Annotated in this window: 19 protein-coding genes and 1 tRNA gene; 5 read left to right on the plus strand and 15 right to left on the minus strand. The window is 38.3% G+C overall.

The features are described from left to right. Window positions 1–3: 3 nt before the first annotated feature. On the minus strand, window positions 4–2337 hold the full coding sequence (locus H4J69_RS01700) for a fatty acid cis/trans isomerase (RefSeq protein ID WP_182245011.1): 2334 nt from the start codon (window positions 2335–2337) through the stop codon (window positions 4–6). Between the two features lie 353 nt (window positions 2338–2690). Between H4J69_RS01700 and H4J69_RS01705 the strand changes: the two genes are divergently transcribed. Beyond that, a complete protein-coding gene (locus H4J69_RS01705; RefSeq protein WP_182245012.1) occupies window positions 2691–3098 on the plus strand; it encodes a GFA family protein in 408 nt (135 codons plus the stop codon). Window positions 3099–3194: 96 nt separating this feature from the next. Here H4J69_RS01705 and H4J69_RS01710 read toward each other — a convergent pair whose 3' ends face one another. The 6 genes from H4J69_RS01710 to H4J69_RS01735 all read right to left on the minus strand — a co-directional run bounded on the left by H4J69_RS01710 (window position 3195) and on the right by H4J69_RS01735 (window position 9582). Next, on the minus strand, window positions 3195–4247 hold the full coding sequence (locus tag H4J69_RS01710; RefSeq protein WP_182245013.1) for a WD40 repeat domain-containing protein: 1053 nt from the start codon (window positions 4245–4247) through the stop codon (window positions 3195–3197). A gap of 13 nt (window positions 4248–4260) precedes the next feature. Beyond that, window positions 4261–5004 carry a S9 family peptidase gene (locus H4J69_RS01715; RefSeq protein ID WP_182245014.1) on the minus strand — a complete coding sequence of 248 codons (744 nt, stop codon included), beginning with the start codon at window positions 5002–5004 and terminating at the stop codon, window positions 4261–4263. Window positions 5005–5153: 149 nt separating this feature from the next. After that, a complete protein-coding gene (locus H4J69_RS01720; RefSeq protein WP_182245015.1) occupies window positions 5154–5798 on the minus strand; it encodes an NTP transferase domain-containing protein in 645 nt (214 codons plus the stop codon). A 24-nt stretch (window positions 5799–5822) separates the two neighbouring features. Further along, window positions 5823–6845: an XdhC family protein gene (locus tag H4J69_RS01725; protein WP_182245016.1), complete on the minus strand. Its 1023-nt coding sequence runs from the start codon at window positions 6843–6845 to the stop codon at window positions 5823–5825. Between the two features lie 90 nt (window positions 6846–6935). Further along, complete coding sequence (locus tag H4J69_RS01730; protein WP_182245017.1) at window positions 6936–9113, minus strand: xanthine dehydrogenase family protein molybdopterin-binding subunit; 2178 nt, start codon at window positions 9111–9113, stop codon at window positions 6936–6938. Between the two features lies 1 nt (window position 9114). Next, window positions 9115–9582: a (2Fe-2S)-binding protein gene (locus H4J69_RS01735; protein ID WP_259364808.1), complete on the minus strand. Its 468-nt coding sequence runs from the start codon at window positions 9580–9582 to the stop codon at window positions 9115–9117. A gap of 216 nt (window positions 9583–9798) precedes the next feature. On the opposite strand from H4J69_RS01735, the gene H4J69_RS01740 reads away from it, so the two are divergent. Both H4J69_RS01740 and H4J69_RS01745 read left to right on the plus strand, forming a co-directional pair. Then, the gene (locus H4J69_RS01740) at window positions 9799–10782 is read left to right on the plus strand and encodes an ABC transporter substrate-binding protein (RefSeq protein WP_182245018.1); all 984 of its coding nucleotides are present in this window, start codon (window positions 9799–9801) and stop codon (window positions 10780–10782) included. 5 nt (window positions 10783–10787) lie between these two features. Continuing rightward, entirely contained in the window at window positions 10788–13193 is a 2406-nt protein-coding gene (locus H4J69_RS01745; protein WP_182251916.1) for an ATP-binding protein, read from the plus strand. Between the two features lie 75 nt (window positions 13194–13268). Here the strand turns inward: H4J69_RS01745 and H4J69_RS01750 are convergent, their stop codons facing one another. From H4J69_RS01750 to H4J69_RS01760, 3 genes are all read right to left on the minus strand, one after another. Beyond that, complete coding sequence (locus H4J69_RS01750) at window positions 13269–14306, minus strand: GGDEF domain-containing protein (protein ID WP_259366358.1); 1038 nt, start codon at window positions 14304–14306, stop codon at window positions 13269–13271. A 117-nt stretch (window positions 14307–14423) separates the two neighbouring features. Next, entirely contained in the window at window positions 14424–16433 is a 2010-nt protein-coding gene (locus H4J69_RS01755; protein WP_182245114.1) for a tetratricopeptide repeat-containing sulfotransferase family protein, read from the minus strand. A gap of 130 nt (window positions 16434–16563) precedes the next feature. Further along, window positions 16564–19218 carry a TonB-dependent receptor gene (locus H4J69_RS01760; protein WP_182230588.1) on the minus strand — a complete coding sequence of 885 codons (2655 nt, stop codon included), beginning with the start codon at window positions 19216–19218 and terminating at the stop codon, window positions 16564–16566. Between the two features lie 255 nt (window positions 19219–19473). Here H4J69_RS01760 and H4J69_RS01765 point away from each other — a divergent pair, with 255 nt between their 5' ends. Next, entirely contained in the window at window positions 19474–21429 is a 1956-nt protein-coding gene (locus H4J69_RS01765; protein WP_182215383.1) for a choline BCCT transporter BetT, read from the plus strand. A gap of 32 nt (window positions 21430–21461) precedes the next feature. On the opposite strand, the gene H4J69_RS01770 is transcribed toward H4J69_RS01765, so the two are convergent. Further along, window positions 21462–21965, minus strand: a complete 504-nt coding sequence (locus tag H4J69_RS01770) for a MarR family winged helix-turn-helix transcriptional regulator (RefSeq protein WP_070375187.1) — start codon at window positions 21963–21965, stop codon at window positions 21462–21464. Between the two features lie 832 nt (window positions 21966–22797). Further along, a tRNA-His gene (locus tag H4J69_RS01775) sits at window positions 22798–22873 on the minus strand. Window positions 22874–23107: 234 nt separating this feature from the next. Here H4J69_RS01775 and H4J69_RS01780 point away from each other — a divergent pair. Continuing rightward, window positions 23108–23665, plus strand: a complete 558-nt coding sequence (locus H4J69_RS01780; RefSeq protein ID WP_182244373.1) for a DUF1285 domain-containing protein — start codon at window positions 23108–23110, stop codon at window positions 23663–23665. Between the two features lie 49 nt (window positions 23666–23714). Here H4J69_RS01780 and hemN read toward each other — a convergent pair whose 3' ends face one another. The 3 genes from hemN to yihI all read right to left on the minus strand — a co-directional run bounded on the left by hemN (window position 23715) and on the right by yihI (window position 26342). Next, complete coding sequence (gene hemN / locus H4J69_RS01785; RefSeq protein WP_182244372.1) at window positions 23715–25085, minus strand: oxygen-independent coproporphyrinogen III oxidase; 1371 nt, start codon at window positions 25083–25085, stop codon at window positions 23715–23717. A gap of 168 nt (window positions 25086–25253) precedes the next feature. Beyond that, window positions 25254–25745 (minus strand): DUF2489 domain-containing protein, encoded by a 492-nt coding sequence (locus H4J69_RS01790; protein ID WP_182244371.1) that lies wholly within the window; start codon window positions 25743–25745, stop codon window positions 25254–25256. 9 nt (window positions 25746–25754) lie between these two features. Further along, complete coding sequence (yihI, locus tag H4J69_RS01795) at window positions 25755–26342, minus strand: Der GTPase-activating protein YihI (RefSeq protein WP_182244370.1); 588 nt, start codon at window positions 26340–26342, stop codon at window positions 25755–25757. Window positions 26343–26973 lie beyond the last annotated feature (631 nt).

Consider the following 26973-nt stretch of genomic DNA (forward strand, 5'->3'; position numbering starts at 1 on the left):
CTATTACTTATTTTCCAAACGATTGTAATCTAATAAACCAAACTCAATACCTTGATCATTGTTTAGTTGCTGATGTAGTTTGTCGGAAAACGTCCAAAAGTCTGTATTGGTACGTCTGACCGCATAACGACTTTTCAAATTAAAGTAATCATCTTTTGTTTTCATATTTTCTATAGCAACAATAAATTCAGCCACTTCTTGCTGACTAATATTAAAAAACGCTTTCGGGTAAGTCCCTATGGCGCCTCTGGCTACGGTGAGCGTATCTTCTGCTTGTAGCCGACGCTTTTTCTCTGCAAACAAATGCGCTACATTACTATGGGCAGAATTTCTCAACAGGGTAAATACCTGACTTGTGTTGCTATCATTTACGACAACAAAGCTGACTTCTGGTAGTAAAGAAACACTTTTACCGGTTAAATTTTCCAGGCGTTTGAATTTATAGTCATTAATTGACGACGTTAATTGATGACTATTATTGTGTGTTGTTGCGGTATGCTCTTTGAGCAGTTGGTATAACTCTGCTTGGGGTTGGTCAGTTTGGTATTCAATCCCCGAATCGGGCAAATCAGCGAAGTTAGCTAAAAAATTATAGTCATTAACATCCGAACTTGTCTCGCGATACCATAGGTCGTGGGTCTCTTTTCGAACTTTTTGGGGCAATAACATTAAAAAAGCTGATTCACCCTCCATACGTAAAAAGTCCATATATAAACGGGTTTTTAATTGATGACCAACATCGCCATAAACATCAAATCCAGCAACTAATAAGTAATGAATGCGCTCAAGTAGTGGGTAACCAATCACCCAGGCAGACTTGGGTGGCTTGCCAACAAAACCTTTAACCACTGAAGCACTGTCAAAATGCCGGAAAATAGTCAGTGCAGCGTTAGGATTATTTTCACCACTCCAAATTAAATCAAGGTCAATATTGCCAGCTCGAAGATCAAGGCTTTCAATAAAGGCTTTTTTCGCTGCGACATATTCTTTTTGTCGACTGGCATATTCGCGCCAATCTAGAATCGATAATACGCTGCTGCTGGTTGCTGCTGGAAATTGTAAGAGTTTGCTGTGTTCAACTAAAAACTTGTTAATACCAAACATATCAATATTCTCTGGGTTCTCAAAAGCCACCCAGAATTGGTCTTCAATAACATTCAGGGCAATTTGGCCTCGGCAAACCGGTCCTTTAATGAAATTCATAATTGAAAATTGCGCTTCATCAAGCAAAAAACGATAACGAGATTCAAGAGGCAATGCCTGAAAGGTAATAAAAGGGTTTGATGCATATTTTAGTTTATAGCCAGGGAGTTCCTCTACCGTGTAATCGGGGCTAAAAAACAGCGCTTTATAGCGAGTAAGTTTCGCTAAATCAAAACGGTAAGGCATATGACGTTTTGCTAAAACGGTGGCTTGTTTTTTCTGTAAACGGTAATAAACGCGCTCAACGTTAGGGTCTTCAAATGGGCGACGAGTGGTAATAATTTGCACCGCTTGTGTGGGTGGTGTTTTTGAACGAACGATATTAAAAAAGCTTTGCTGGCTAGCGTCAAAATATAAATTGGCTAAATATAAGTGTTCGTAAAGATATCGGCCAACGAGCTGTTCTTTTTTAGAGTCGCCATTTAAAAAAGTCTCCCATTTTTCAACCATAACAAGCTCAGTCGCACTTGGTGCAGTAGGCGCAGGCATTTTTGCACCTTCAGCTAACCATAGCGTTAATTGTTGGTATTCATCATCAGGTAAATTAGGTAAAGCGTAAGGCATGCCACCTAAAGGGTTATTTTCTTGATAATGTTTGAATTCATCTATGGTGGGGCATTCTTGCTGGCGGTTTAGACGAACATCAAATGCTTTCGATAAAATCACCTCGTCAGGTAAGGGATTATTACGCTTTAGCTGTAGCATTTGATACATCAAGCTGCTGGCTAAGTTGGCTTGTGGTGATTGCTGGCGTTCATTTAAAACGGGATAAAACTCTTCACTACGCCATTGGTCAATTGTTTTAGGGTTACCTTGGATATTAGTTACCGGGATCGCTTGTAAACGGGCACCATCATAAACAACAGTTTTATTGGCGCCTCGTTCAATACCAGCAATAGATTCCATTTTTAATTGGCAAGGTGCATCGTAACAGCCATGACAAACAATACAGCGATTTTCTAAAATTGGTCGCACTTGATTATGAAACAGCTCGCTTTGTTGTGGCGTTATAGTCGTAACATTGCTGCGATGAATTGGGTTTGAAAAGCCGTAACGGTCATCAAGCTCAATATAAGTGATCGTTGCACAACCTGAAATAAAGATGAAAAGTAGTAATAATTTAAAAAAACGCATTAAAATCCTAAAGCATAAAACGTGCAGACAATCGCTGCTTAAGCTAACAATTTTAATATAAATAGCCGATAAGGTTAAGTGCTTTTTTATTAGGGCACTTTTATGCATTAACAAAGCACGATGAATAATGCGCTATTTGTAGCCGTGTTATTTATAAGGAGGTGAACCCTATCTGTGGTTTATATCGGTAATAATAAGCAGATAATTACTGGGTTTGGGATAAAACGGCCCATTTATCTATATTGCTTGTTTTTAGATAATAATAATGACAACTTATTGATAGAATCTATAACGATTACCAAGACTCAAGGCGAATGTTGTGTCTTATAAAAACAAATCAAAGGGTGGATTATATGTATTTAGGTCAGTGCTTGTGTGGCACGATAAACCTTAAAATTAGTGGGGCAATAAGTGATATTATTCACTGTCATTGTTCATTATGTCGAAAGAATAGCGGGTCGGCTTTTGCTACCAACGGTTTTATTAATACCGCTGATTTTGAGATCACTTCAGGTGAAGCGTTTTTAACAACCTTTGCCTTCAAGCCTGGTAGAAACCGTCACTTTTGTTCAAAATGTGGTTCGCCTGTTTTTAGTTCAAATGAGCAAGACCCAACAAGGCTGAGACTTCGTTTAGGTATAGTTGATTCTGACATTTCAGAAAGACCCAGCTCGCATAATTTTGTCTCTTCAAAAGCAAACTGGGAAGATCTTGATGAAAACCTTCCAAGATACGATGCTTTTGAACCTAGCCGAAAATAATCTCTATTTTGAAGGTTAAGTCCATCGCTAAATCATAATTGTGCAGTGTGATAAAATTTTCATATCACACTGCCTTCTCAATAATAACGTTTAGCATTAACGTTTTAGCAATGATGTTGTATCCCAAATCACAACTTTTCCATCCGCGCCTGAACTGATCAACACTTTACTGTCAGACGATAGATTTACATTACCAACATCGTTTTTATGGCCATTAAGTCTTTGTATTACATTCCCTGTTTTAACATCCCAAATTCGAACGGTAATGTCATTTTCATCAGTCTCGTATGCCCATTGATATTGAAGAAATTCACTGAACATGCCTTTGTCGCGACCACCGCTTACTAAAAAGGAGTCATCATGACTAAATGTTAAGTCGTAGATAGAATATGAATCGTCTTCTAATGTATTGAGTACTTGCCAATTAGTGGTATCCCATATTTTTATCGTATAGTCATCGCCACCGGAAGCTAGAAGCTTACCGTTGTGACTAAAGGCTAAATCTAAAACCGCTTGGTTATGTTCTTTTAATGCTCTTACATGCTGACCAGTGAACGCATTCCACACATTAATAATGTTATCTTCGCCACCGGTTAACAGAGATTTACTATCAGGAGTGAAGGCCACGCCCCATACATCGCCTTCGTGTGCCGATAAGGTTTTTGATTCACCAGACGTTAAGTTCCAAAGATGGGCGGTATCGTCAGCGCTTACACTGGCTAAGCTTTTTCCATCGGGGCTGAAGGCTAATTTAACGACCATGCCCTGATGACCAGAAAATGTATTAAGTAACGTTCCGCTGGAAACTTGCCAAATTCTTACGTTATTATCATAGCTGCCAGTAGCGAGGATTTTGCCGTCATGACTAAATTTAACGCTAGGCACTCCTTCTGGGTGTTTAAGCGATTGTAATACTTTGCCGGTATATCTATTCCAAATTTCAACGTTAGGTCCTGAACTTCCTGTGGCAATAAGTTCGTTATTTGGGTGTAAATCAGTTTTACAAATACTGTTTTTATGAACAACGCACTTGGTGTATTCTTTAACGCTTTGACTCGTTAAATCTTTAGCTGTGGTGTTGTTACTGCATCCAACTATCAGTGTTATTCCAACGATAAATATCGTTATTTTTTTTAAAGTTGTTGTCATAATTATTCTTAAGCTATTTCACTAAATTACTATCTAACCAACTCACCATATAACTGGCTAGTTGCGTATCACTGTCAAGTAAAGGGTAACCATGTGCAGACCCTTTATAAGCAATAAATTTACTATTCATGCTTTCAGACGCCGTAAATAATTTTTGCGCACTAAGGTAAGTGCTGGTATCCATTTCTGAAGCGATGATCAGAGTAGGTTTGTCCGCTAGCATCTTTTTATAGCGCGCAATGTTTTCATCAGGCTGACCTGATGAGAAAAAACCAATGAGATTTACAGGATTATTTTCTGCTAAAATAATGGCTTGAGAACCACCACAACTTGCGCCAACTACACCGACTATACCTTTGTCTGACATTTTACTTTTCAAATGGTCATAAGCGAGTTGAACATCACTAGGCCAATGTTTAGACACCTTTTGCCAAGTGGCACTTCGTGATTCTCTTGGTAATGCTTGAACCTTTTCAACACTAAATTCATCGTTAGCACTGTCACCAAAGCCTCTGAAATCTAAACTCAAGGCATGAATGCCCTTGTCTGATAATTGCTGGCCGATGTCGTTATACATGGTTCTATTGTAATTACATTGGTGCAATAACAATACCGCGCGATCACTGGTTTTATTACTCGGGTAATAACTCGCTTTTAATTCAAAGCCTTGGTCGGTGGTTAACGTAAGGTCAGTTGCCTGACTTGATGCGGTAACTGCAAATAACGCGGCAGATATTATTTTTATAAAAGCGTTCATAAATTTTCCTGCTGTTTTGGCTGGCCCGCTAATTAATCGGTTTACTCTAAACTAACCAATAGATGAGTTTATTAAAACAGCAAAGCGTTAAATTGTCGAAAAATTAGGCTTATATAATGTAAGAGGTTGTGTTTTAAATATTAGAACGTTTATGTATTGCTATACCAATCAGCCAAATCTTGCTGGGTATCGATATCTTTTTCGGTATGAGGAAGGTTTACTGTTTGAAGGTTTTCTTTATTAGTATATAAAACGGACTTAGCGCCTTTATCACCCTTTAAGAGCATTAAGTCGGTAAAATAAACTGAGGGGAAAATAGCTGGTGGCATGAATTCTTGCCCTGCTTTTGCACAAACTAACGTGTTTGGTAACGCTAAAGACTGTTTTATTAATGCGATATAGTCATCTGCAGTTAAAGCAACTTGATCAGCCAATGCTATCAAAATATGGCTGATGCTACTTTCATCATCCTGTGCATCATTTAGCATGTGTTCAACAGACTGTGCAATAGTATGCCCTAAGCCTAAATGTGCGGCTTCGCAATAATCTAAGAGGTCGGGGTCGTCTAATAATTCGCTTATTTGTTGATGATAACGCCCTGTGGCGACACGAATATTTTTGTTACTGATATTCAGTGTATTAAGTGCCAAAGACAGTTGTTGTAAAGCATGCTCGAGTAAAGTTATTGACGTTTCTTGTCGCTGTACTTTTGCGAGTACCTTAATACCGTTAAAGCGTTCACTTTTACCTGCCGCCAGTAGCACTATTTTCAAGTTATAATCAGGGCGTTTCATGGTGTTATTGTTCGATGGCGACGACTAAAGTACATGGCTAATCGACTGAGCACTTTTGTTAAATAGGCTGGCATGGCACTCGGCAAGTATCGATAAGGCTATGCTCTCAGGCAAGGTTCCACCGATTTCAAGACCCGCAGGGCCAGCGAATGTAAACGATAAAGATTGCTCGACAACTTCAGCCTGAGTAATAACTTGCTGTTTTCTATTGTTTGGACCAAGCAAAGCTAAATATTGAATATTGGTGTTAGCTAAAGCCTTTAACGCCGCGGCATCAATCGAGACATTATGGCTCATCAATATGGCGGCGTTAACATCTTTTTCTGCAGCAAAGGTGGTCAGTACTTCGGCTTCGCCTTTTATAATATGGCTAACATTTGAAAAATATTCTTTTCGAGCATTGGCGGGACGTGGATCCCACAACGATACTTTCCAACCTAACTGTTCAGCCATATTGACCAGCGGACGTGCGTCAATACCTCCGCCAACAACAAGCAGATGAGGTTCGGGTACAATCGGGGTTGCTAACCAGTTTGTTTTGTCATCGTTATTTAAGGGGGAGGGAATTAATGTCGCTGTTGCCGCTATATTCGTGACTTTTTTCGCTTCGAAATAAGCTTGCGCATCATTGCCTTGCTCGACAATACTTTGATAAAGGTAGCCAGAAATACGATGCTTAAGTGCGTCGTAAACTTGCGCCAATGATAAATAGGCATTAGCGGCATGGACTTGCTGCAACATTATATAAATCGTGCCGCCACAACCAATACCCAGATGAAAAGATAAATCATCTTCGTCAGTTCCATCATAGCAAACCAACATTGACTTGTTTGTTTGCATAACTTTTCTGGCATTAACACCGATATCTGACTCTAAACAGCCACCACTTAGCATACCTAATTGATCACCTTGGCTACTAAATAACATCATAGCTCCGGGTTTTCGGTAACACGGGCCTTCGGTCTGGTAAATAGTAGCAAGTACCCAATCAGCGTTATCTCGATGCGGGTACCATTGCGCTAATAAGTGCGATAAATGATTGCTCATAGGAAAAAGTCCTTGCTGAGCAATACGTGTTGTTGCTCGAAATTGCTACAACAATATAAAAAAATTAACAATAAAACGTTCATTTAATCCTTACACTGACATCGGTTTAAAAGGTAAATCTCTATAGCGCTTACCTGAAGCGGCAAAGACAGCATTGCTTAATGCGGGTGCAAAAGGAGCAACACCGGGTTCGCCTAATCCTGTTGGGCTTTCATCTGAATCAGGAATATGAACCCTAACATTTGGCATATCGGTAATACGCATAACGGGGTAATCATGAAAATTTGAATTAACCACGGCACCTTCTCTAAAGGTTATCTCGGTGCTTAATGCTAATGACATGCCCATAACAACGGCGCCTTCCATTTGCGCTGTTGCGCCATCAAGGTTAAGTACTTGGCCACAATCTATCGCACAGTCTACATTTAATACTTTAATATCATCACCGTTGACTTCAACATGTACTGCCATGGCAACAAAGCTTTGAAAACTATAGTGCACCGCTAAACCAATAGCTTGGCCTTTTGGTAGTGATTTACGGTTCTCCCAGCCTGATTTCTCAGCAGCAATGGCGAGAATATCTTTAGCTCGTTTGACGTTTGCTTGCTGTTCTTTATTTTTATTGTTATCAAAAAGTTGATTAACAAAAGACAAAGGATCTTTATTTGCTTTGTACGCTAATTCGTCGGCAAAGGTACTAAAAGCAAAACCATAGAAAATAGCATAAACTGCCCGGTACCAACCAATACGCGTATGAGCTTTGGCATCGCCTGATTCGACACGACAATTCTCAATACCAAATAAATGATTAGTAATATCTTCTAAACTATTCGCCGGTGTTCTAACTAACGAAGGGTCAAATAAGGTTGATATTGACGGAAAGGCGGCGCGATGTAACCAACCGGTCACGTTTCCTTGGTCGTCCATAGATGCTTCAATGTGTTGGGCATTTATCGAGTGATAATAGCCCGTACGCATATCTTCTTCGCGGGTCCACGTTAGCTGAATTGGCACACCAGTCTTTTCTGAAATAACAGCGGCTTCATGAACGTAGTCACACTTAAATTTACGACCAAAAGCACCACCGGCCATTGCTACATGCACCACGATATCTTTTGGCTCGCGTGTTAAGTATTGCCCTAATACTTTTTGAATATCGGCAGGGCTTTGTGTTGACGCCCATACTTCACAGGAGTCTTTTTGCACCCATACGACACTCGCATTAGGCTCCATCGGTGCATGTGAAAGATGTCCTCCGGTATAAGTGGCTGACATTTTATGTTTTGCTGCGCCAAACGCTTTTTCAATATCACCACGTTCAGCGGCTAACGTTGCTGGTTTTTCAACATTTTTAACCAGTTGCTGTTTATATTCTTTGGTGTCGTAAATAGCATTTTCGCCTAAATCCCAAGTTATTTTTAACTTTTTCACCGCTTGTTGTGCCGTCCAGCTATTGTCAGCCACTACGGCAACACCGCCAATAGAACCAAACGGGATGTTAAAACGTGGAATTTCGATAACGTCAATAACACCTTTCATTTTCAAAACCTCGGTTTTATCAAGGCTTTTTAAGGCGCCGCCTAAAACAGGACAATGGATCATGGCCGCATATTTTAAGCCGGGTAGTTTAGTATCGACACCATAAATACGTTTACCGACCACCACTGCTGCCTGATCATGACGAGGTAATTCTTTACCTATGTAATTAAAATCACTTTTCTTTTTAAGCACAGGTTTTTCAGGTATCGGCATATTGGCAGCAATACTTGCTAATTCACCATAAGCGAGTTTTTGTTGATTAGTTTTATTAATAACAAAATGTGCTTGAGCAAAGCAGTTTTCAGGAGAGGTTTTCCACACTTTTGCTGCTGCGGCAATTAACATCGCTTTTGCTGTCGCTCCAGCTTCACGCATAGGCTGGTACATTACGCGGATACTCGCTGAGCCACCTGTTGCTTGCGGACCATATTTTTCGTCGGCGTCACCTTGCTTTACCGTAACACGCTGCCAATCAGCTTCCATTTCATCAGCGACAGCAGAAGGCAGGGCAGTACTAATACCTTGGCCCATTTCGCAGCGGCCACAATAGATAATAGTATCGCCATTTTCAGCCAGGTGAATAAAAGCGTTAAGTCCATCACCACTGTCTTTGATAATGCCCTTTTCTGCTAAGGCATTCATCGGTAAAGCAACACTTATCACTAAACCACCGGTGGCTAGACCGGCTGTTTTTAAAAAATTACGACGGCTTACGTTTGAAATGGTCATACTAAACCTCCTTACTTAACGTGTCAGCAGCTTCAACGATGGCTTTTTTAATGCGTTGGTAGGTACCGCAACGACAAATATTACCTTGCATTGCCGTATCAATTTCAGCTTCAGTGGGGGAAGCATTAACCGCTAACAAGCTCGCCGCATTCATAATTTGTCCGGCCTGACAATATCCACATTGGGGAACATTATTATTTAACCAAGCTTTTTGTAACGGGTGGTCACCCTTTTCGGATAGTCCTTCAATGGTGGTAATTTTTTTATCAACCAAGGTACTTACTGGAGTAATACATGAACGTATGGCTTGGCCATCAACGTGAACGGTACAAGCACCACACAAACCACTACCACAGCCGAATTTGGTGCCAGTGAACTCCAAGTTGTCTCGAAGAAACCATAAAAGTGGCATATCACCATCTACCGTAATTTCATGGGCTTTTCCGTTGATTATCATCGACTGTTTCATAAGTACTATCCTATTTTTGTGTGATCCTAGATTAGCTTGATATGGCCCATTACACAAAAGTAAAATCGGCAAACAATCAAATATCTACGACCAAAGACAGATTGTGTTGTTATCAGCGCTAAAAGTCAGGTTTTCACATAATTATTGTCTATGATTTATTGAAAACCTGTCTATAGTTAGTGCAATATTGAAACAAAACAAAACTCTAGGGCTCACATGTATAGCAAGAAAAAACTTATACTGTTGTTATTCATTATTTTTAACCTACTGACGTTTACTTCCCCACAAGCGCAGACCCTTCGTAATGACGAACCGATAAAAATTGTCTTAAACGATTGGACAAGTCAGTTGGTGTTATCTCATATTACAGCAGAATTATTTGAGGGCATGGGCTACTCTGTTATTTTTTCAAAAAAAACCACAGGTGCTCAATGGGGGGCACTGCAACGTGGTTTAGCACATGTACAAATGGAAGTGTGGCAAGGCACCATGGAGAAAATGTATACCCGCATGATAGATGAAGGTGGCATTATCGATGCAGGTTCTCATGATGCGACAACGCGTGAAGAATGGTGGTTCCCTGATTATGTGCTGGACCTCTGTCCGGGTTTACCCTCTTGGCGGGCGCTAAATAGTTGTGCGCACTTATTTGAAACTAAAGAAACCTCACCGAGGGGACGCTATCTTGGAGGACCTTGGGAGAAACCCGATGGGGCGAAAATAAGAGCACTAGACCTTAAATTTAAAGTAGTTACTGCTAACAATAGTGATGAGCTTTGGGAAATACTCGATAAAGCGATACGTAATAAGCAACCCATAGTGTTATTTAATTGGACACCTAATTGGATTGAAGCAAAATATAAAGGTCAATTTGTTGAGTTTCCACGCTACCACTCTGACTGTGAAACAAAACCTGAATGGGGCGCAAATAAGAATTTTTTGCACGATTGCGGAAATCCTACCGATGGTTGGTTAAAAAAAGTCGCTTGGCATGAAATGCCAATAAAATGGCCGTGCGCATTCGAAACACTCACTAAAATTAACTTTAGTAACGCAATGTTAGCTAAGTTGGCGTACGAAGTAGATGTAAACAAATCGACCTATCAAGAAGCAGCAACACAATGGCTGGCAGACAATCAACAGCTTTGGCAGTCTTGGATTTCACCATCGTGCCAAATAACAAATAAAATAACAGGTTAATTCGAGTGAAAAAAAATAAAATTTCAATTAATCATTCCATTGGTTTTACTCTACTACGTGGTGTTTTTTCTATTTATATTATTGTCGCGATTGTTGTCACTTTGACACATATGACAATAGAATATTTCAATGTAAAACAAATGATTAAAAATGATCTCGTGCTTTATCAATCCACTTACGAACAGCCTTTATCTGATGCTCTGTGGGATCTTGACGAAGACCGCATAAACACCATCATCGATGGCGTTATTAAACTGCCTTCGATAACATCGGTGCAGATATTTGATACAAACAATAATATTATTGCTCAACGAACAAGTGACGTTCATCTTGCTTCTAACGAAATCATTGCGGTTGATTTTTTAATCGATCATTATTTTGATATTGAATATCGTCGTGAAGACGAAAATTCATTAGTGGGTGTTGGCGTATTCTATTCAGATAGAGATGTCATACTGAGTAAGTTAAGTACCGGCTTTACGCTAATTATTATTAACTCAATTATTAAAACGCTGGCGCTTTGGGGGATATTTCTTTGGCTAGTAAGACCCATGTTAATTAAACCCCTTGAAGAATTTAGCCATGGCGTAGAAAAATTAAATGTTGATGATTTAGACGACTTTAAGTTGAAAATAGACTCTCCTAAACGAAATGAATTACATGTACTTGCCGATAGTTTTAATCAAATGGCTTTTCGCCTTAACGGTTCACTTCAAGAGATAAAAGCAAGTGCCTTTGCACTTAATCATGCAAATAATTACCTAGAACAATTACTGTTAAGTGCCCAAGAAATGATGCAGGTAAATGACAAAGAAGCGTTATTTAAGCAGTATGTACAGTTTTTACACAAAGGTGTCGACACCTTGCAATCTAGTCAGTTAACGATTACTTATTTGAATCGGATCACTAAAAGTGCCAATGAATTTACTCATGTAAATTATCAATTAAGCGCTGAAGTGATAAAAGGCCATTCATTACTTCATTTTATTAAATGTAGTGAAGAGACCACTGATCAACTGCCTGTAAAATATCAAGCGTTAGCAGCAAAGGCCTTTATGGTGAGAAATGAGATGTCGTCTGAGCTTGTTGTTCCCTTAATGTCAAAAAACCAGCTATTGGGTGTCGTCACACTAGGCTTATTAAAAGAAACCCCACTATCTTTGGCTGATCACTCATATATAGAAACCTTGACTCAACTTTTGGTGCTAATTTTTACTCAGCTTGATAATCAACAATATTTGGAATTTCAAGTAAAAAAACGTACCTTGGAACTTGAACGTTCATATCAAGAAATTGAACAAAAAGCGTCAGAATTAGAAAGGGTAAGTAATTATAAATCACAGTTTCTAGCAAACATGAGTCACGAAATACGTACTCCAATGAATGGTATCTTTGGCTCGCTGCAGATTTTACAAAACTCTGTCGACAATGAAGAATCACATGAGATTATTTTAACCGGATTGTCATCTTGTAAAAGCTTGTTAACCATTTTGAATGATATTTTGGATTTTTCTAAAATTGAGGCAGGCAAAGTAGAGTTTGAGGCCAATTCTTTTGACTTAAAGGAACTGCTCAACAATCTTTATAATGAATTTAAACCGATAGCGGTCGAAAACTCAATCACATTAGCATTGAATTTTGATGATCATTTTCATCAATATTGGCTAGGTGATTTAACGAGAGTAAAGCAGGTCTTGATTAATATTATCTCTAATGCACTTAAGTTTACTCATCAAGGTAGCGTAAATATTAATATTAGTGGCTCACAAGAAGTCGTTATTAAGGTGATCGACACGGGCATAGGCATGTCTGAATATGCATTGAACAGTATTTTTGACCGTTTTGAACAAGCGGATAAGTCGACGACCAGAAAATACGGTGGCACCGGTTTAGGTGTTAATATCGCTTTGAATTTAGCTAAAATGATGGGGGGTAATATAGAGGTACAAAGCAAGCTAGGTGAAGGGAGTTGTTTCGTTATTTCTTTACCTTTGACTCGAACAAATAAACAGAAAATATTGAAAGAAAAAGCACTTTTGGCGACACCGCAATTAAAAAACATCACTATTTTACTTGCTGAGGATACTGCTATTAATCGCACCATATTTAATAAGTTAATGGCGCCAACCAGTGCCAATATATTAATGGCGAAAAACGGCGCTGAATGTATCGAGCTGTTTAAAACTCATCATCCTAAGGTTATCTTTATGGATATTCAAATGCCGGTAATGGATGGTGTTGAAGCCTGTAAAATTATTAGAGCAAGCTCTAATATTCCGATCGTTGCGATAACGGCAAATGTTATGAGTGAAGATGTTGAGTTATACAAAGAGATAGGCTTTGATCGCGTGCTAAGTAAACCTGTACAGCTACAAGAGCTTTACGAGGCTTGTACTAAATACATTGTATGATGGGCATATTTCGATTTTAAGTTATGTTGAGCAGGCGCGATAATCCTTTGATTATCTTGTGATAAAACAGCAAATTTAAAACTTTGGAAAAATTTGATTTCTGCCAGCATTTTTCGCTTGGTAAAGCTGCTTATCTGCACAGTTGATCATTTCATCAATGGTTTGGTTGTCTTTGAATTGCTCAATGCCCATACTCATCCTGACATTAATATCATGGCCTTCATAATGAACAATATGGTGTTGGAGTTTTTCTTGGATTTTTTCTGCTAAAACATGGGCACTTTTGGCTTGGGTTTGCGGTAAAATAAATAAAAACTCTTCTCCACCCCAACGAGCAATACAGTCTTGCTCCCTCATACCATTGGTAAATATTTTTGCCAACTCAATTAATACTGCATCACCCGCATTATGACCGTACTTATCATTAATTTTTTTAAAGTGGTCAATGTCACATAAAATAATAGATAAAGATTCTTTACTTCGAATGACACGTGCTTGTTCTCGTTTTAACAGAGTAAGCGCAGCACGGCGATTAGATAATTGGGTTAGGGGATCTAAATGCGCCAAGCGTTGATATTTTTCACTTAGTTTTAAGGTGTGCTGATAAGATTGATCTCTTGAATATTCATATAGAGCAGAAAGAAAAGTCACGGTTAAAAAAGAGTATAATAAGCGTAATTTAAATTCAGTACTGTAGGCAGTATGAGGAATGATTTCCGTAGGTATACTCATGATTGCAATAGATATTATTACAAAGAACATAATCTCTATCAGACCACGTTTTAGGCCATGAACAAATACTGAGACAGGAGCAACAATAAATATCCATAGTGGACCTGTATTCTCAACGCCACCAGTATATATAAGGTAAAACATTAATATATATAAAGAATACAGAATAATTGCAGAACTTAATTTAATGTTGTTAAATTTTTTGTGGGCATAATAACCGATGAAATAAATCAAGCTGGCGATGAATAATGATATCGCTAAAACAAAGTTTTTGTTAAAAAGACCAACAATTCCCATAACAGCCGTTATCGACATACCTACTAATGCAAATAATGAAATGACATGAGGTTGATGAAATTTTTCGTTATCAAAGTGGTTCATTTTAGCTTATTCTCACAAAATCCTTTTTAGCGAAGGTGTTATTTCGCTGTTTATTTGTTCACTATAACAGTTTGTATAATGGTTTTAAATATTTACTAATCTCTTAATAACAACCGTTTATTCGATGTTTAATACTTTTTTTAATGGTGCTAAGTAAGGTTCAAAGTGACGCCATTGCTCGGTAGCACTTTTATAAATCGGCTGACGGACTTGCTCAGAGCTTGGCGTTTTAATGGTGCGTTTGGTTTTATGAAAATCAACACAAGATTGTTCAAAGCTTAAGCCACAAAAATCAAGTATTCTTCTGACCTGCTTTTCTAAGTCATCAACAACATCTTCGTGATTAACCGTTAAAACAAATCCCGGCAGTACTTGCTGCCAATGAGACATTAATTTCAGATAAGCCTGGTAGTAACGGCCAATGTCTTCAAGGCGGTAACTAAAATCTTGTCCTTCGGCAAATAATTGCTTAAAACCACTAAAGCAACAAGCCATTGGTTGGCGTCTTGCATCAATAATTTTCGCGTTTGGCAGTATTAATTTAATCAAACCTATGTGTAAAAAATTGTTGGGCATTTTGTCAATAAAAAGGGGTGCCTGTTCACGATAGACACGTGTTTCATCAATAAATTGTTGACCGAAGCGTTTAAAATATGTCGGATTAATTTCAGCTAAATTTTTGGGGTATTGGCTTTCTTTATGGCTTTCCTGCTCATTTTTATTATTCTCGCGCCCGCGTAACCTCGACGCTAAGCCTAAAATGTTGTGCAGTTCCATCGTGCCATCAACTTGACTGTGTGAAGCCAGTATTTGTTCAAGCAGGGTTGAACCTGCACGGGGTAAACCCACAATAAAAATAGGATCAGGTGAGTTAAGGCCTAAATTGCGACGAACTTCAAATAACTCGTGGGTACAGTATTTTATTTGTTCAGCGACTTGTTGTTCTATTTTATTAATGTCAAAGCCATTGCTAGCATGCTGTAATTCATTACCTTGCTGATAAGCTTCAAAGGCTTGCTGATAGTCTTCTCTGTCTTCAAAGGCTTTACCAGTAGCAAAATGTAATTGCACTTTGTCGGTTATCGCCAAATTCTCATCCGTACGCTGGTGTTGCATTTTGGTGATTTCTTCATCACTAAAGCGGTAGGTTTTCGTATTGGCTAAACTCCAAAATGCATCACCGTAGCTGGGGTTTAATTGATAAGCTTTTTGGTAAGCAGTAACCGCTTTTTTGATATCGCCTTGAGCTTTTAGCGCATGACCAAGTTGTAAATAGAAACCGGGGATCTTGCTATCTTGTCTGATGGCTTGCTCAAACAAAGTTATAGCTTGTTCTATTTTACCTAAGCCGGTCAACGTATTGGCTTTGGCGATCTTATAGCTAAGATTGTCTGGTTGTGTCAGTAGTAATATTTCAACCTGCTGCTCTGCGGCTTTATATTTTCCTAAACGGATAAGAAGGTTTAGATATTGAGAGCGTGCATGAATATGATCAGGGGCTAATTCAAGGGCGCTAGCCAGCAAAAATTCAGCATCGTCATAAACTTTTAGCTCCATACCTATTTCAGCAAGTAGGCACATGCCATCGACATGACGCTTGTTGTTCTGTAAAAAATGTCGACAAATTTGCTCTGCCTTTAATAATTTCCCTTCATACATTAATTCGGTAACTGCCAGTAATGCCGGCGGTAATTTTTTCAATTTTTCGAGATGGTTAGCTGCCTTTTGCACTTGTTCTTGTTGACTGTCTTGTCGATAAAGTTGAATTAGCTCATGCCAACTACCCACTAAACTTGGATTAAGTTGTACGGCCTTTTCAAAGGATAATTTAGCTTGCTTAACCTTGTTTAAGGCTAAATGCGTATAACCTTGTTCTTGATTTGCTCGGCTGTGCAGGGCATCAAGTTTAAGTAACGCGTTAATACTGGTGAGTGCTTGGGTAAACTCTTTGCTATAGCGCTGGGCAATAGCCATTAAATACCATAATTCAATGTGGTCTTGCTGTTCGGTGACTTGTTGTTGCAGTGCTTTACTTTGTGCAATCGCTTCGCTAAATTTTGCCGTTTGGATTAAGGTTTGAATCGATTTTAAGTGTGTTTCAATCGGGGGGACAGTTGTGTTGTTCAACGATTTTGCTCCAAGGCAGTTTAACAAGTGGTCTTGCTCTGATGAGATACTCTATCAATAAAAAGCCGCTTGATACAAAGTTCAAGCGGCTTTATTTAGTTTTTAGTTAAAAGTTAATTAACATTAACGCTTAATAAAAATCATACGAGAATCTAAAACCTACAGTACGAGGTCTGTTAGAAACAACTTTTGGCGTATATTGTTGTGTATCTACGTATAGAATGGCACTTTTATCAGTTAAGTTATCGATAAAAAATTCTGCTTTCCATTCGTCGTTAGTCACACCAAAGCTTAAGTTGGCCAAAATGTAACTATCTTGAATGTAACGGCCACCGGCAAAGGTTTCTCCGTTACTACTTTGATAGTTAACACCTTTATAGACATCAGCTTCTTTTTGAATACTTAAACCTGAACCTGTGCCATAAACTAAATTAGTCGCATCTTCGACCATGTAAGCATCCATCGCCATACCCGCAAGTCTTTCGCCGGTATAACTGATTGAACCGTTAATATAACCGGTTAAATCGCCAGAGATATTATAGTAATATTCTGCTTGTAGGTTGCCTGAAAATTTAGCTGAATAAGGTAATCTACTACCAACACTTGGTGCAATGCCATCAAGTACGTCATTAACTGATGTTAATTCAGTATCAATTAAGCTGAACGCGCCCGAGATAACTAAGTTGTCAGTCACTACCCAGCTAAAATCACCATCAATACCTTTGATCTCTGCATCACCTACGTTATCAGTAAATACTAAGAAACTGATATTGGTTGGGTCATAGCGTGAGGTCTGTAGATCAGATATTTTTGAATAATAAGCTGTGGCATTAAAGCGTAGTGATTGGTCAAATAAGGTTGATTTAAAACCAACTTCAATGTTATCTAAGCTATCGGTAGTTGAGTATACGGGTATACGGAAGCCTTCAAAAGCGCCTTCTTGGTTTGCAGCAGAACCACCACCTACACGGTTAGTAACCGGCGGTCTAAAACCTTCTGAATATGAGGCAAAGACCATCACATCGTCCGTTACTTTCCAATCAACAGAGGCTTTGATAATCGTATCATCTACGGTTAATTTACCACTATTATCAAGTAAACTTGTGTCTAACTGACCGCTAGCAATAGCTTCTTTAATGGCCGTTGCTTCTTCTTCACCAAAAAATTCGTTTAAGGCAGCGTCACTTCCGTCACCAAAGGCACGTAATCGACCACTAACATCAGCGGTTGTTGTCGACCCTTTATAAATGTCATCAATTTGATACCAACGGGCACCAAAACTTGCGGTAACTGTGTCGGTTATGTCATAAGCAAACTGACCAAATACCGCGACTTGATCTATCGTGTGGGTAACATCATTAACAAAGCTGACTTCAGCAGGGAAAGGCCCACCATTACTGTTAATACCTTCACTACCAACAAGAGTTCTTTGTAAATCAGGAAAAAGTTCAGTATTGGCTATTTTAAATTGACCCACTGATGATACTTCTTGCGTGTCATAAAAAACACCAGCCGTAACACGCCAGTCTTTATCAGCAGGCGTATTGAAACGTAGCTCATGAGTCATACGAGAGGTACTAGTTTCTTCTTTGTAATACTTAGTTGGGTCAAGACACTCTTGTGCTTCAGGTGCACTTGCATAGTTACAAACATAATAAGCTGAAAATTGACCACCATTGGTATAACCGGTGTAATCAATCGTTGAATTAATATCTCTGTCTAAGTAACCACCAGTATAAACGATATCAAGTTGCTCAAGGCGACCTTCTAGTGTCCAGGTGGTTAAACCAAAATCATCATTATTATTTTCTGGTACAAAACGGTTTGTTGATGTTTGACCTTCAAGATTTGGATCATAAGAAAACACACCTTCAGTATCGAGAGACTGTTGAGTGTGTTGAACTAAAAGGTTCCATTCGTCATTGATCAAGTATGAGGCACCAAAACGTGCACCAGCATAATTAGCAGTGTTAAAGTCGTCTTCTACTAAAGCATCGTTTTGTGGTGCGGTAGTTGGAGTATTTTCTGGATCAGCTAGTTTAGCAAAATTAGCTGAAATTCTATCAATAACTACTGCACTACCGTTGTAACCACCTTGACCAGGGACATTGCGAATATTATCTATCCAACCGCCTTGGTGATCATTGTAAGTAGCAACACGAACAGCAAGTGAATCTGTTAAAGACATATTGAAATAAGCTTCAACAGAATTACTTAAGTCCCCACCTTTTGTGGTACTTGTGCTGGTATCAAAACCGGCAGAAAAACCATCATGGTTTGGTTTTTTGGTAATCAAGCGAACTGTGCCCGATTGCGAGCTAGCACCAAAGAGTGTGCCTTGTGGCCCAGGTAAAACTTCTATACGTTCAACATCAGTCGCGTAAACATCTAAGTTACGTCCTTGCATGGAAACGGGTTGTTCGTCTAAGTAAAAAGCAACTGACGGTTGCAATGCCTGTACTGACGAGACAGATATGTTTGTTTGTGCGGTAGCTGCACCACGGATATATATTTCATTTTGTCCAGGGCCAGTGCCCTGAAAAACAACATTAGGTAAAAATTCTACATATTCGTCAAAATTTGACACCCCAAGTTTTTCTAAACTAGCACCCGTTAAGGCGGTAACGGTAACAGGAACATCTTGAATAGACTCTGTGCGTTTAGTTGCAGTAACTTCAATAACTTCTATCGTTGCTTTTTGTTGCTTTGTGACTTCTTCAGCAGAGAGAGCGCTCGATGCAGCTAGTGCTGTAAGCACAGCATAATGCAACTTAGTGAATTTCATATTAAGTATCCCTTGGTGTTTAATTATGTTTTGAGTTGATATTATTAGAGTTCTAACTATATTTATTCGCGTATAGCTTAACAAAAAATAGGACTTATAGATAATTTTTACAAATCTTTATATATTAGTTGGTGTATTTGTGTTTCTAATAGAGCATTTGTTCCTCTTTAAATTTTCTTGTGTTGTATACAGAATTGTTTACAGCATGGCTTAAGTCGATATAATATCAATACTAATTAAAATCAGGGGAAGAATTTGCCTACAACCGTTAAGAGTCAATTAAACAAGAAGGTATTTGGCAGTGCCTCCGCTATTATTATTGCCTTGTTAGTTTATACCGCTGCACTACCTCAACAGGCGCAAAGTTTATTCACACTTATTCAAACGAGTATTATTGAAAATGGTAGTTGGTTCTATGTACTGACTGTCGCATTCATCTTCTTTTTTGTTATCTTTTTAGGCGTTTCTCGTTATGGCGATATTCGCTTAGGTCCAGATCATTCAACACCTGACTACACCTTAGTCTCTTGGCTGTCGATGCTCTTTGCTGCTGGAATGGGCATTGGCTTAATGTTTTTTGGTGTCGCAGAACCCTTAATGCACTATTTGTCACCACCAACAGCAGAAACAGGTACGGTTGAAGCCGTGCAAGAAGCAATGAAAATGACATTTTTTCATTGGGGACTTCATGCCTGGGCTATCTATGCCATTGTTGCCTTAGTATTAGCCTATTTTAGTTATCGTCATAATTTACCATTAACGTTACGCTCTGCACTATATCCTTTGATTGGAGACAGAATATATAAATGGCCAGGACATTTGGTCGACATTTTTGCTGTGGTGAGTACGGTCTTTGGTGTTGCTACTTCGCTGGGCTTAGGTGCCTCACAAGTTAATGCGGGTTTTGGTTATTTATTCGGTATTGAAGTCTCAGTCACTAATCAAATAATTATTATGTTTGGTATCACGTCACTTGCGGTTATATCAGTTGCCACAGGGCTAGATAAGGGCATTAAAATACTTTCTGAAACCAACATGGTTTTAGCGGTGATCTTGTTATTTTTGATTTTTGTGCTCGGCCCGACAGTCTTTTTATTACAAGCCTATTTACAAAATATTGGTGATTATTTAGCGGATATTGTTCATAACACCTTTAATTTATTCGCTTACAAAAAGACTGACTGGATAGGTGGCTGGACAATCTTCTATTGGGGCTGGTGGTTGGCGTGGGCACCTTTTGTTGGTTTGTTTATTGCCAGAATTTCACGTGGCCGTACTATCAGAGAATTCATTATCGGCGTTATGCTAATACCCACGGTCTTCACTTTATTTTGGATGACTATTTTTGGTAATAGTGCGATTGATTTGGTTTATAATCAAGGCATTGTCGAATTAGGAGAGATGGTCAGTAAAGACTCATCCGTTGCCTTGTTTGTCTTTCTTGAAAACTTCCCATTATCTTCGGTGTTGTCATTCTTTAGTGTCTTAATGATTGTGATATTTTTTGTCACCTCCTGTGATTCAGGCGCTATGGTCGTTGATATGCTTTGCTCGCATGGCAAAAATGATACGCCGCTATGGCAACGTGTTTATTGGGCGGTAGGTATTGGTATCGTTGCGGCAATATTATTATTGGCTGGTGGTCTTAATGCCCTCCAAACCATGACTATTGCCAGTGCTCTACCTTTTACTATCGTATTATTACTGGCCATTGCAGGCTTGATTAAATCGTTAAGAGTTGAAGCTTTTAAGCAGGATAGTCAGCTAATCACAGCAATACCTCACTCAGGTAATGAGAATAGTGATAGTTGGCAAATGCGCTTAAAGAATGTTGTTGATTTCCCCAACAAAGCTAATGTCAGTAAGTTTGTTACGCAGACAGTCGTTCCAGCATTTGATTCTGTCGCTAAAGAGCTACAAGCCAATCAAATCAATGTTGAAATCTCACATGACGATGGGCTGACGTTAATTGTCGACCATGGTGAAGCACAAGAGTTTGTTTATCGGGTGTTAGCTCGTAAGTACTCTCAACCTGACTATGTTATTGAAGCCAATGAAGCGGAAGATGAGCAAAGTTATTATCGTGCTGAAGTTCACTTGGGCGAAGGTGGTCAAGACTATGACATTATGGGCTGGTCGAAAACGGCAGTGATCAATAATATTATTGATCAATACCACAAGCATTTGCATTTCTTACATTTGTTACGCTAATAGACAACAGCTCGGGTTAAACCGAGCTGTATTTACTTATTAGATGCGTCAGCTTTACTACTGCTGCTGGCGCTCATCGCATCAAGCTCTAATAACGGAGCCGCATCTATTTCATTTGCATCCATCATTCCAGCCAATCGTTCCATAGATGAAAGCAACTGTGATTGCTCCCATTGCGCTAAATTCGAAAATTTATCAATAAAATGCTCTTGCAAAGCTTGGGGAGCATTGAGTAAAAGTGCTTTACCATCTTCGGTTAAATATAAGCTCACTCTACGTTTATCTTGGGTACTACGTATTCTTGAAACTAGGCCTTTATTCTCTAGCCTGTCCAAAATATTGGTCACGGTAGCAGCACTTAAATTAACATTTTTGGCTACTTGGCTTGAATTTATACCAGAAACTTTATCTATTTCTAGCATAATTAATAATTGTGGACTGGTTAAACCCGAAGTTTTATTAAGGTGTTTTGAATGTAAATCGATTGCCCTGATGACTTTCCTTAAGGCAATTAATAATTGTTGATGTTTTTCCATTACAGTGTGCTTCTTACTTTAATTACTATTAGTTTAATCAAAAAAAACAGCAACACCTAGACAAATTACCTAAATAGGCGTTATTAGATGGTTTTAAAGAGAAATTTAGAAAAACCCTATAACTAAAGGGACTTGAACCCACAGTAAGCGAAAATGGCATCACTGATGGATGTGTGTTCTATTTGAGATAAACTTATAAAGAATGGGATGTCTAAAGGGACTTGAACCCACGGTAAGTGAAAATGGAATCACTGATGGTTTTATTTAATATGTTATAGGTGTACTTATACAGAAATGGGATGTCTAAAGGGACTTGAATCCACGGTAAGCGAAAATGGAATAACTGATGGATGTGTGTTTTCTTTGAGATAAACTTATAAAGAATGGGGTGGCTAAAGGGACTTGAACCCACGGTAAGCGAAAATGGAATCACTGATGGATGGATGTTTTCTTTGAGATAAACTTATAAAGAATGGGGTGGCTAAAGGGACTTGAACCCACGGTAAGCGAAAATGGAATCACTGATGGATGTGTGTTCTATTTGAGATAAACTAATAAAGAATGGGGTGGCTAAAGGGACTTGAACCCACGGTAAGTGAAAATGGAATCACTGATGGATGTGTGTTCTATTTGAGATAAACTAATAAAGAATGGGGTGGCTAAAGGGACTTGAACCCACGGTAAGTGAAAATGGAATCACTGATGGTTTTATTTAATATGTTATAGGTGTACTTATACAGAAATGGGGTGGCTAAAGGGACTTGAATCCACGGTAAGCGAAAATGGCATCACTGATGGATGGATGTTTTTTTTGAGATAAACTTATAAAGAATGGGGTGGCTAAAGGGACTTGAACCCTCGACAACCGGAATCACAATCCGGGGCTCTACCAACTGAGCTATAGCCACCACTGATATTACTTGAAGCGCCCAGTGATAAGGCGCGGAGAGTATATTGTATTTTTAAGCAGATTGACAAGAAAAATTTTTGCTTTTAAGCGTTTTATGGGCAACATTCTGCTTAACTGTACTTTTTGCTGATTATTAACTTAATTTTAGATGCTGTTTTACTAATGTCTCCTCATACTGTATTTTTACCTTAGGTCTTAAAATTACTATCCAGCGGATAATTTGGCGGTATAAATGTCACTAGACAAAATTTCTGAACAATTAAATAAGCTAACACCAGGTAACACTAAAAAATTACCGCCGATAGAATCATGGAACCCACCGTATTGTGGCGAAATTGATCTACAGGTCAAAGGTAATGGTGACTGGTTTTATGGCGGCACAATATTTAAACGGTTATCGTTAGTTAAACTTTTTGCTTCGGTTTTATTAAGAGAAGTCGCTGGTGATCGCGACGAGTACTTTTTAGTGACACCCGCTGAAAAAGTTAAGATTATCGTTGAAGACGCCCCTTTTGTATTAACGCAATGGGCTTGGCAAGATGATAACAAATCAATAATGACGGTTAGTACCAATGTAGATGACGAATTCGTGCTTGATGAAACTCATCCGTTAACGATGAATGCTAACGGCGAATTGTATGTTTTAGTGCGTCGTAATTTATTGGCAAAAGTTCACCGTAATGTTTATTACCAATGGGCCGATTTAGCACAAGAAGAGGTTACAGAAAAAGGCGTTGAATTAATTTTTTCAAGTGCTGGCCATAAGTTTAGTTTAGGAAAAATTGATTAAATTTCTCACCTTTATAGTTATTTGTTTTTTATAAAGGTGAGAGTTCCGCTTAAATAACCCGCGAGAAGCGCTGTTGGTTAACGTGCTGTTTCATGTAAGCATCAAAACTCATGCAAATATTACGAATCAACAAGCGTGCCTTCTGATCTACTTTAATAAAATCAGCCGTATTTTCAACCAAACCATCACTGATAAATGTTTTCAGTAGTGGTAAATCTTCAGCAAAATATTCTTCAAAATCAATGTCGTACTTTTTACTGATCTGTTTTTTATCAATATATAAATTACACATTAATTCACGAATAACTTCGCCACGGATCACGTCATCTGTTGATAAGCTAACCCCTTTCACTTGTGCATTTTTTCTAGTATCTATCGCTTTATAATAGGCTTGCAATTCTTTAATATTTTGACTGAAAGAAGTACCGATATTACTAATAGAAGAAACACCTAATCCTAACAAGTCACAACCACCCTTAGTGGTATAACCTTGGAAATTACGGTGTAGGGAACCCTCTTTTTGTGCAATAGAAAGTTCGTCATTAGGTTTAGCAAAGTGATCCATACCAATGAAATCGTAGCCAAATCCACAAAGCTTTTCGATGGCAAGTTTCATTAAGGCAAATTTTTCTTGCACGCTGGGTAACCATTCGTCACGTAATTTACGTTGGGCAGCAAATCGGTTTGGAATGTGTGCATAGCTAAACAATGAAATACGGTCGACATCCATCTCATGAGCTTTGTTAAGCGTTTTTGTAAAGGTTTCTATAGTTTGGTGAGGCAAACCATAGATCAAGTCGATATTAACTGATTTGAAGCCCACTGCCTTTGCATGGGCAATAAAGTCGCTAATAAATTCGGTTGATTGCACACGATTAATTGTTTCTTGTACTTTTTTATCAATGTCTTGTACGCCAATACTTAGACGATTAAAACCTAAATCAAAGAGGTGTTCAGCAAGGTTCATTTCAATTTCACGCGGATCAATTTCTATACTCATTTCTACATGTTCAGCAAAAGTGAATTTTTCTTTTAATAAAGAGACTAATTTTGTGATTTGGATATGGGTTAAAAAGCTGGGTGTGCCGCCACCCCAATGGAGTTGTTTAACGGTGTAGTCAGTAAAAAATTCAGCTCGTGAACTAATTTCTTCCGCTAAAAACTCTAAGTAGGTATCGGCCTTGTCACGGTGGCGGGTAATAACTTTATTACAGCCACAGTAGTAGCAAAGGCTATGACAAAAGGGAATATGTACATACAAGGACAATTCACGGTTGGGTGAATCTTTCACTGCTTGGATGAAATCTTGTTCAGAAAATTCATCATGAAATTCTAATGCCGTTGGATAAGAGGTATATCTAGGTCCACTGGTATTATATTTAGACAGTAATTTAGGGTCAAAAAATTGATTTGCTTGCATGGTTGGTTACCGAGTTAGCCATTACTTATATACGCGTTATCAATCAAAATATAGATTGAATGGTAACGGGTATATGCTAAGCAACAGTTTAACAATGCAAACATTAACAATATTGATCGAGCGCAACAAAGCGTTATTAACTTAGTAAAAAGTTAACTTAGTAAAAAGTTAACTTGCTAGTGCACTCATACGTTCTTGAGCATATTGATGCAAAGAGATAACGTCAATATTTATCTGTGCGGATAAATCGCTCTCTGCTTTCATACGTTCAAAATCAAGTTTCATACGCTCATTTTTGGCAAGTTTCTTTCTTGCATCAAGAATAGGCATATGTTTAATTTTATCATAAAGTTCAAATACTGCAGGAAACTCTGCTGATAAACCACTGCTCAACTTTAAAGAATCGAGCAATACACTCAATCGCCAACAACCCTCAGCGATATCACATTGCTCTTCTTTCATTGCGTGGGCAATAATCACGACACTACTAAGGATCTTACTATCGTGCTTTGCTAAGGCAATTTTTTTATCTTGCTCTGCCTGTTTTATTTTAGCTGTTTGCGCTTTTAGCTGGTTTAATAATTTCACCGCATAAAAAGCAAGCGCAGCAATAATAATTACTCCGCCAACTACTATATAAATCCAAGGAGTTGAAAACATGATAAAGCCTTATTCGAATTTTGACAGGTCACTGTTGTCAAATTTATCCCAAAGATCATCACCAGATTTTGCTTTGCTTGTCGTTTCAGGTGATTCGTCGTCGTCATCTTCATCTTCTATGCCGAGTATCTCACGTAGCTGTTGATGACGTTCCATTTTTTCATTGAAATAATCAACATCTTCGTTACTTAGCGAAATATCTTCATCTTGCTGGGCAAGGATACTTTGCAAGCGGCTATCTTCTTCAATAGCGAAGAGTTCTTGTTGCAATGAGGTATCAGCTTCAACAACACGAATAGCAGCAATTGGAGAGTTATCTGCTTTTACTTTGTTTTTGGCTTTAAAAGGTTGCACCGCCGCTGTTACCGGTCCGCCAAGATCTATTGGTTTTTTACTACCAATGCGCGGATCTTTCTTTTCTGTAGGTAAGTGAGATTCTTTACCTGCATCAAAAGCTTCTTTTTGTCGGTTGCCGGCTTGCTTTCCTGTTTTCTTCTTTGGTTTTCTATCAACAGGAACTAGGGCTTTTTTCTTATCATCTTTTACTGCGCCGATAGGACCATTGCCTTGTTTTCTAGATTTTTTGGTACGAGACATAAAATAATTTCGTTTTTAAATTCAATGGTTCTATTTTACGTTATATTGTAGGAAACAGCGATAGTGTTTTTCATGATTAATTTTCAGACATAAAAAAACGATGAACAAGTCATCGTTTTCATCAAACTTTAAGTGGTTATCCTAACCTATTAGCAATTCCGTTTATAAGCTTTAACGTATTATTATTTTTTATGTTGCGTTAAATACTCGGTTCATTTTTTATCGGTCATCCTGACACTTTATTGGGTTGTCCTTATCGGTCTATTGACCTAAATATTAACAATCATCCTGATATTAACTTAATCATCCGTATTCTTTAAAAGTAACCTCTCATAAGAGAAGGTTAAGGCTTTCCGTGCAATTCAATCCATTTTGTTATTTGGCTACAAAGTAGCTGGACAATACTTTACCTTAGTTTATAAATGTCGCAAGTTATAAATATACATTTATTTACAATTCATTGAGTGTAAAAGGTTAACTTATTGTTTTTAAAGTCTATTGATTTATTTAAAAGTTAATGAATGGTAAAAACATGTTTTCTCTATGGTTAATGTCTTACATAAATAATCACAAATAGAGTACATTGTTACGCTCGCTTTATATACGAAATCCTTCGTTTTATGTACTAATG

This window comes from Colwellia sp. BRX10-9, assembly GCF_014077405.1.
GTDB lineage: Bacteria > Pseudomonadota > Gammaproteobacteria > Enterobacterales > Alteromonadaceae > Colwellia_A.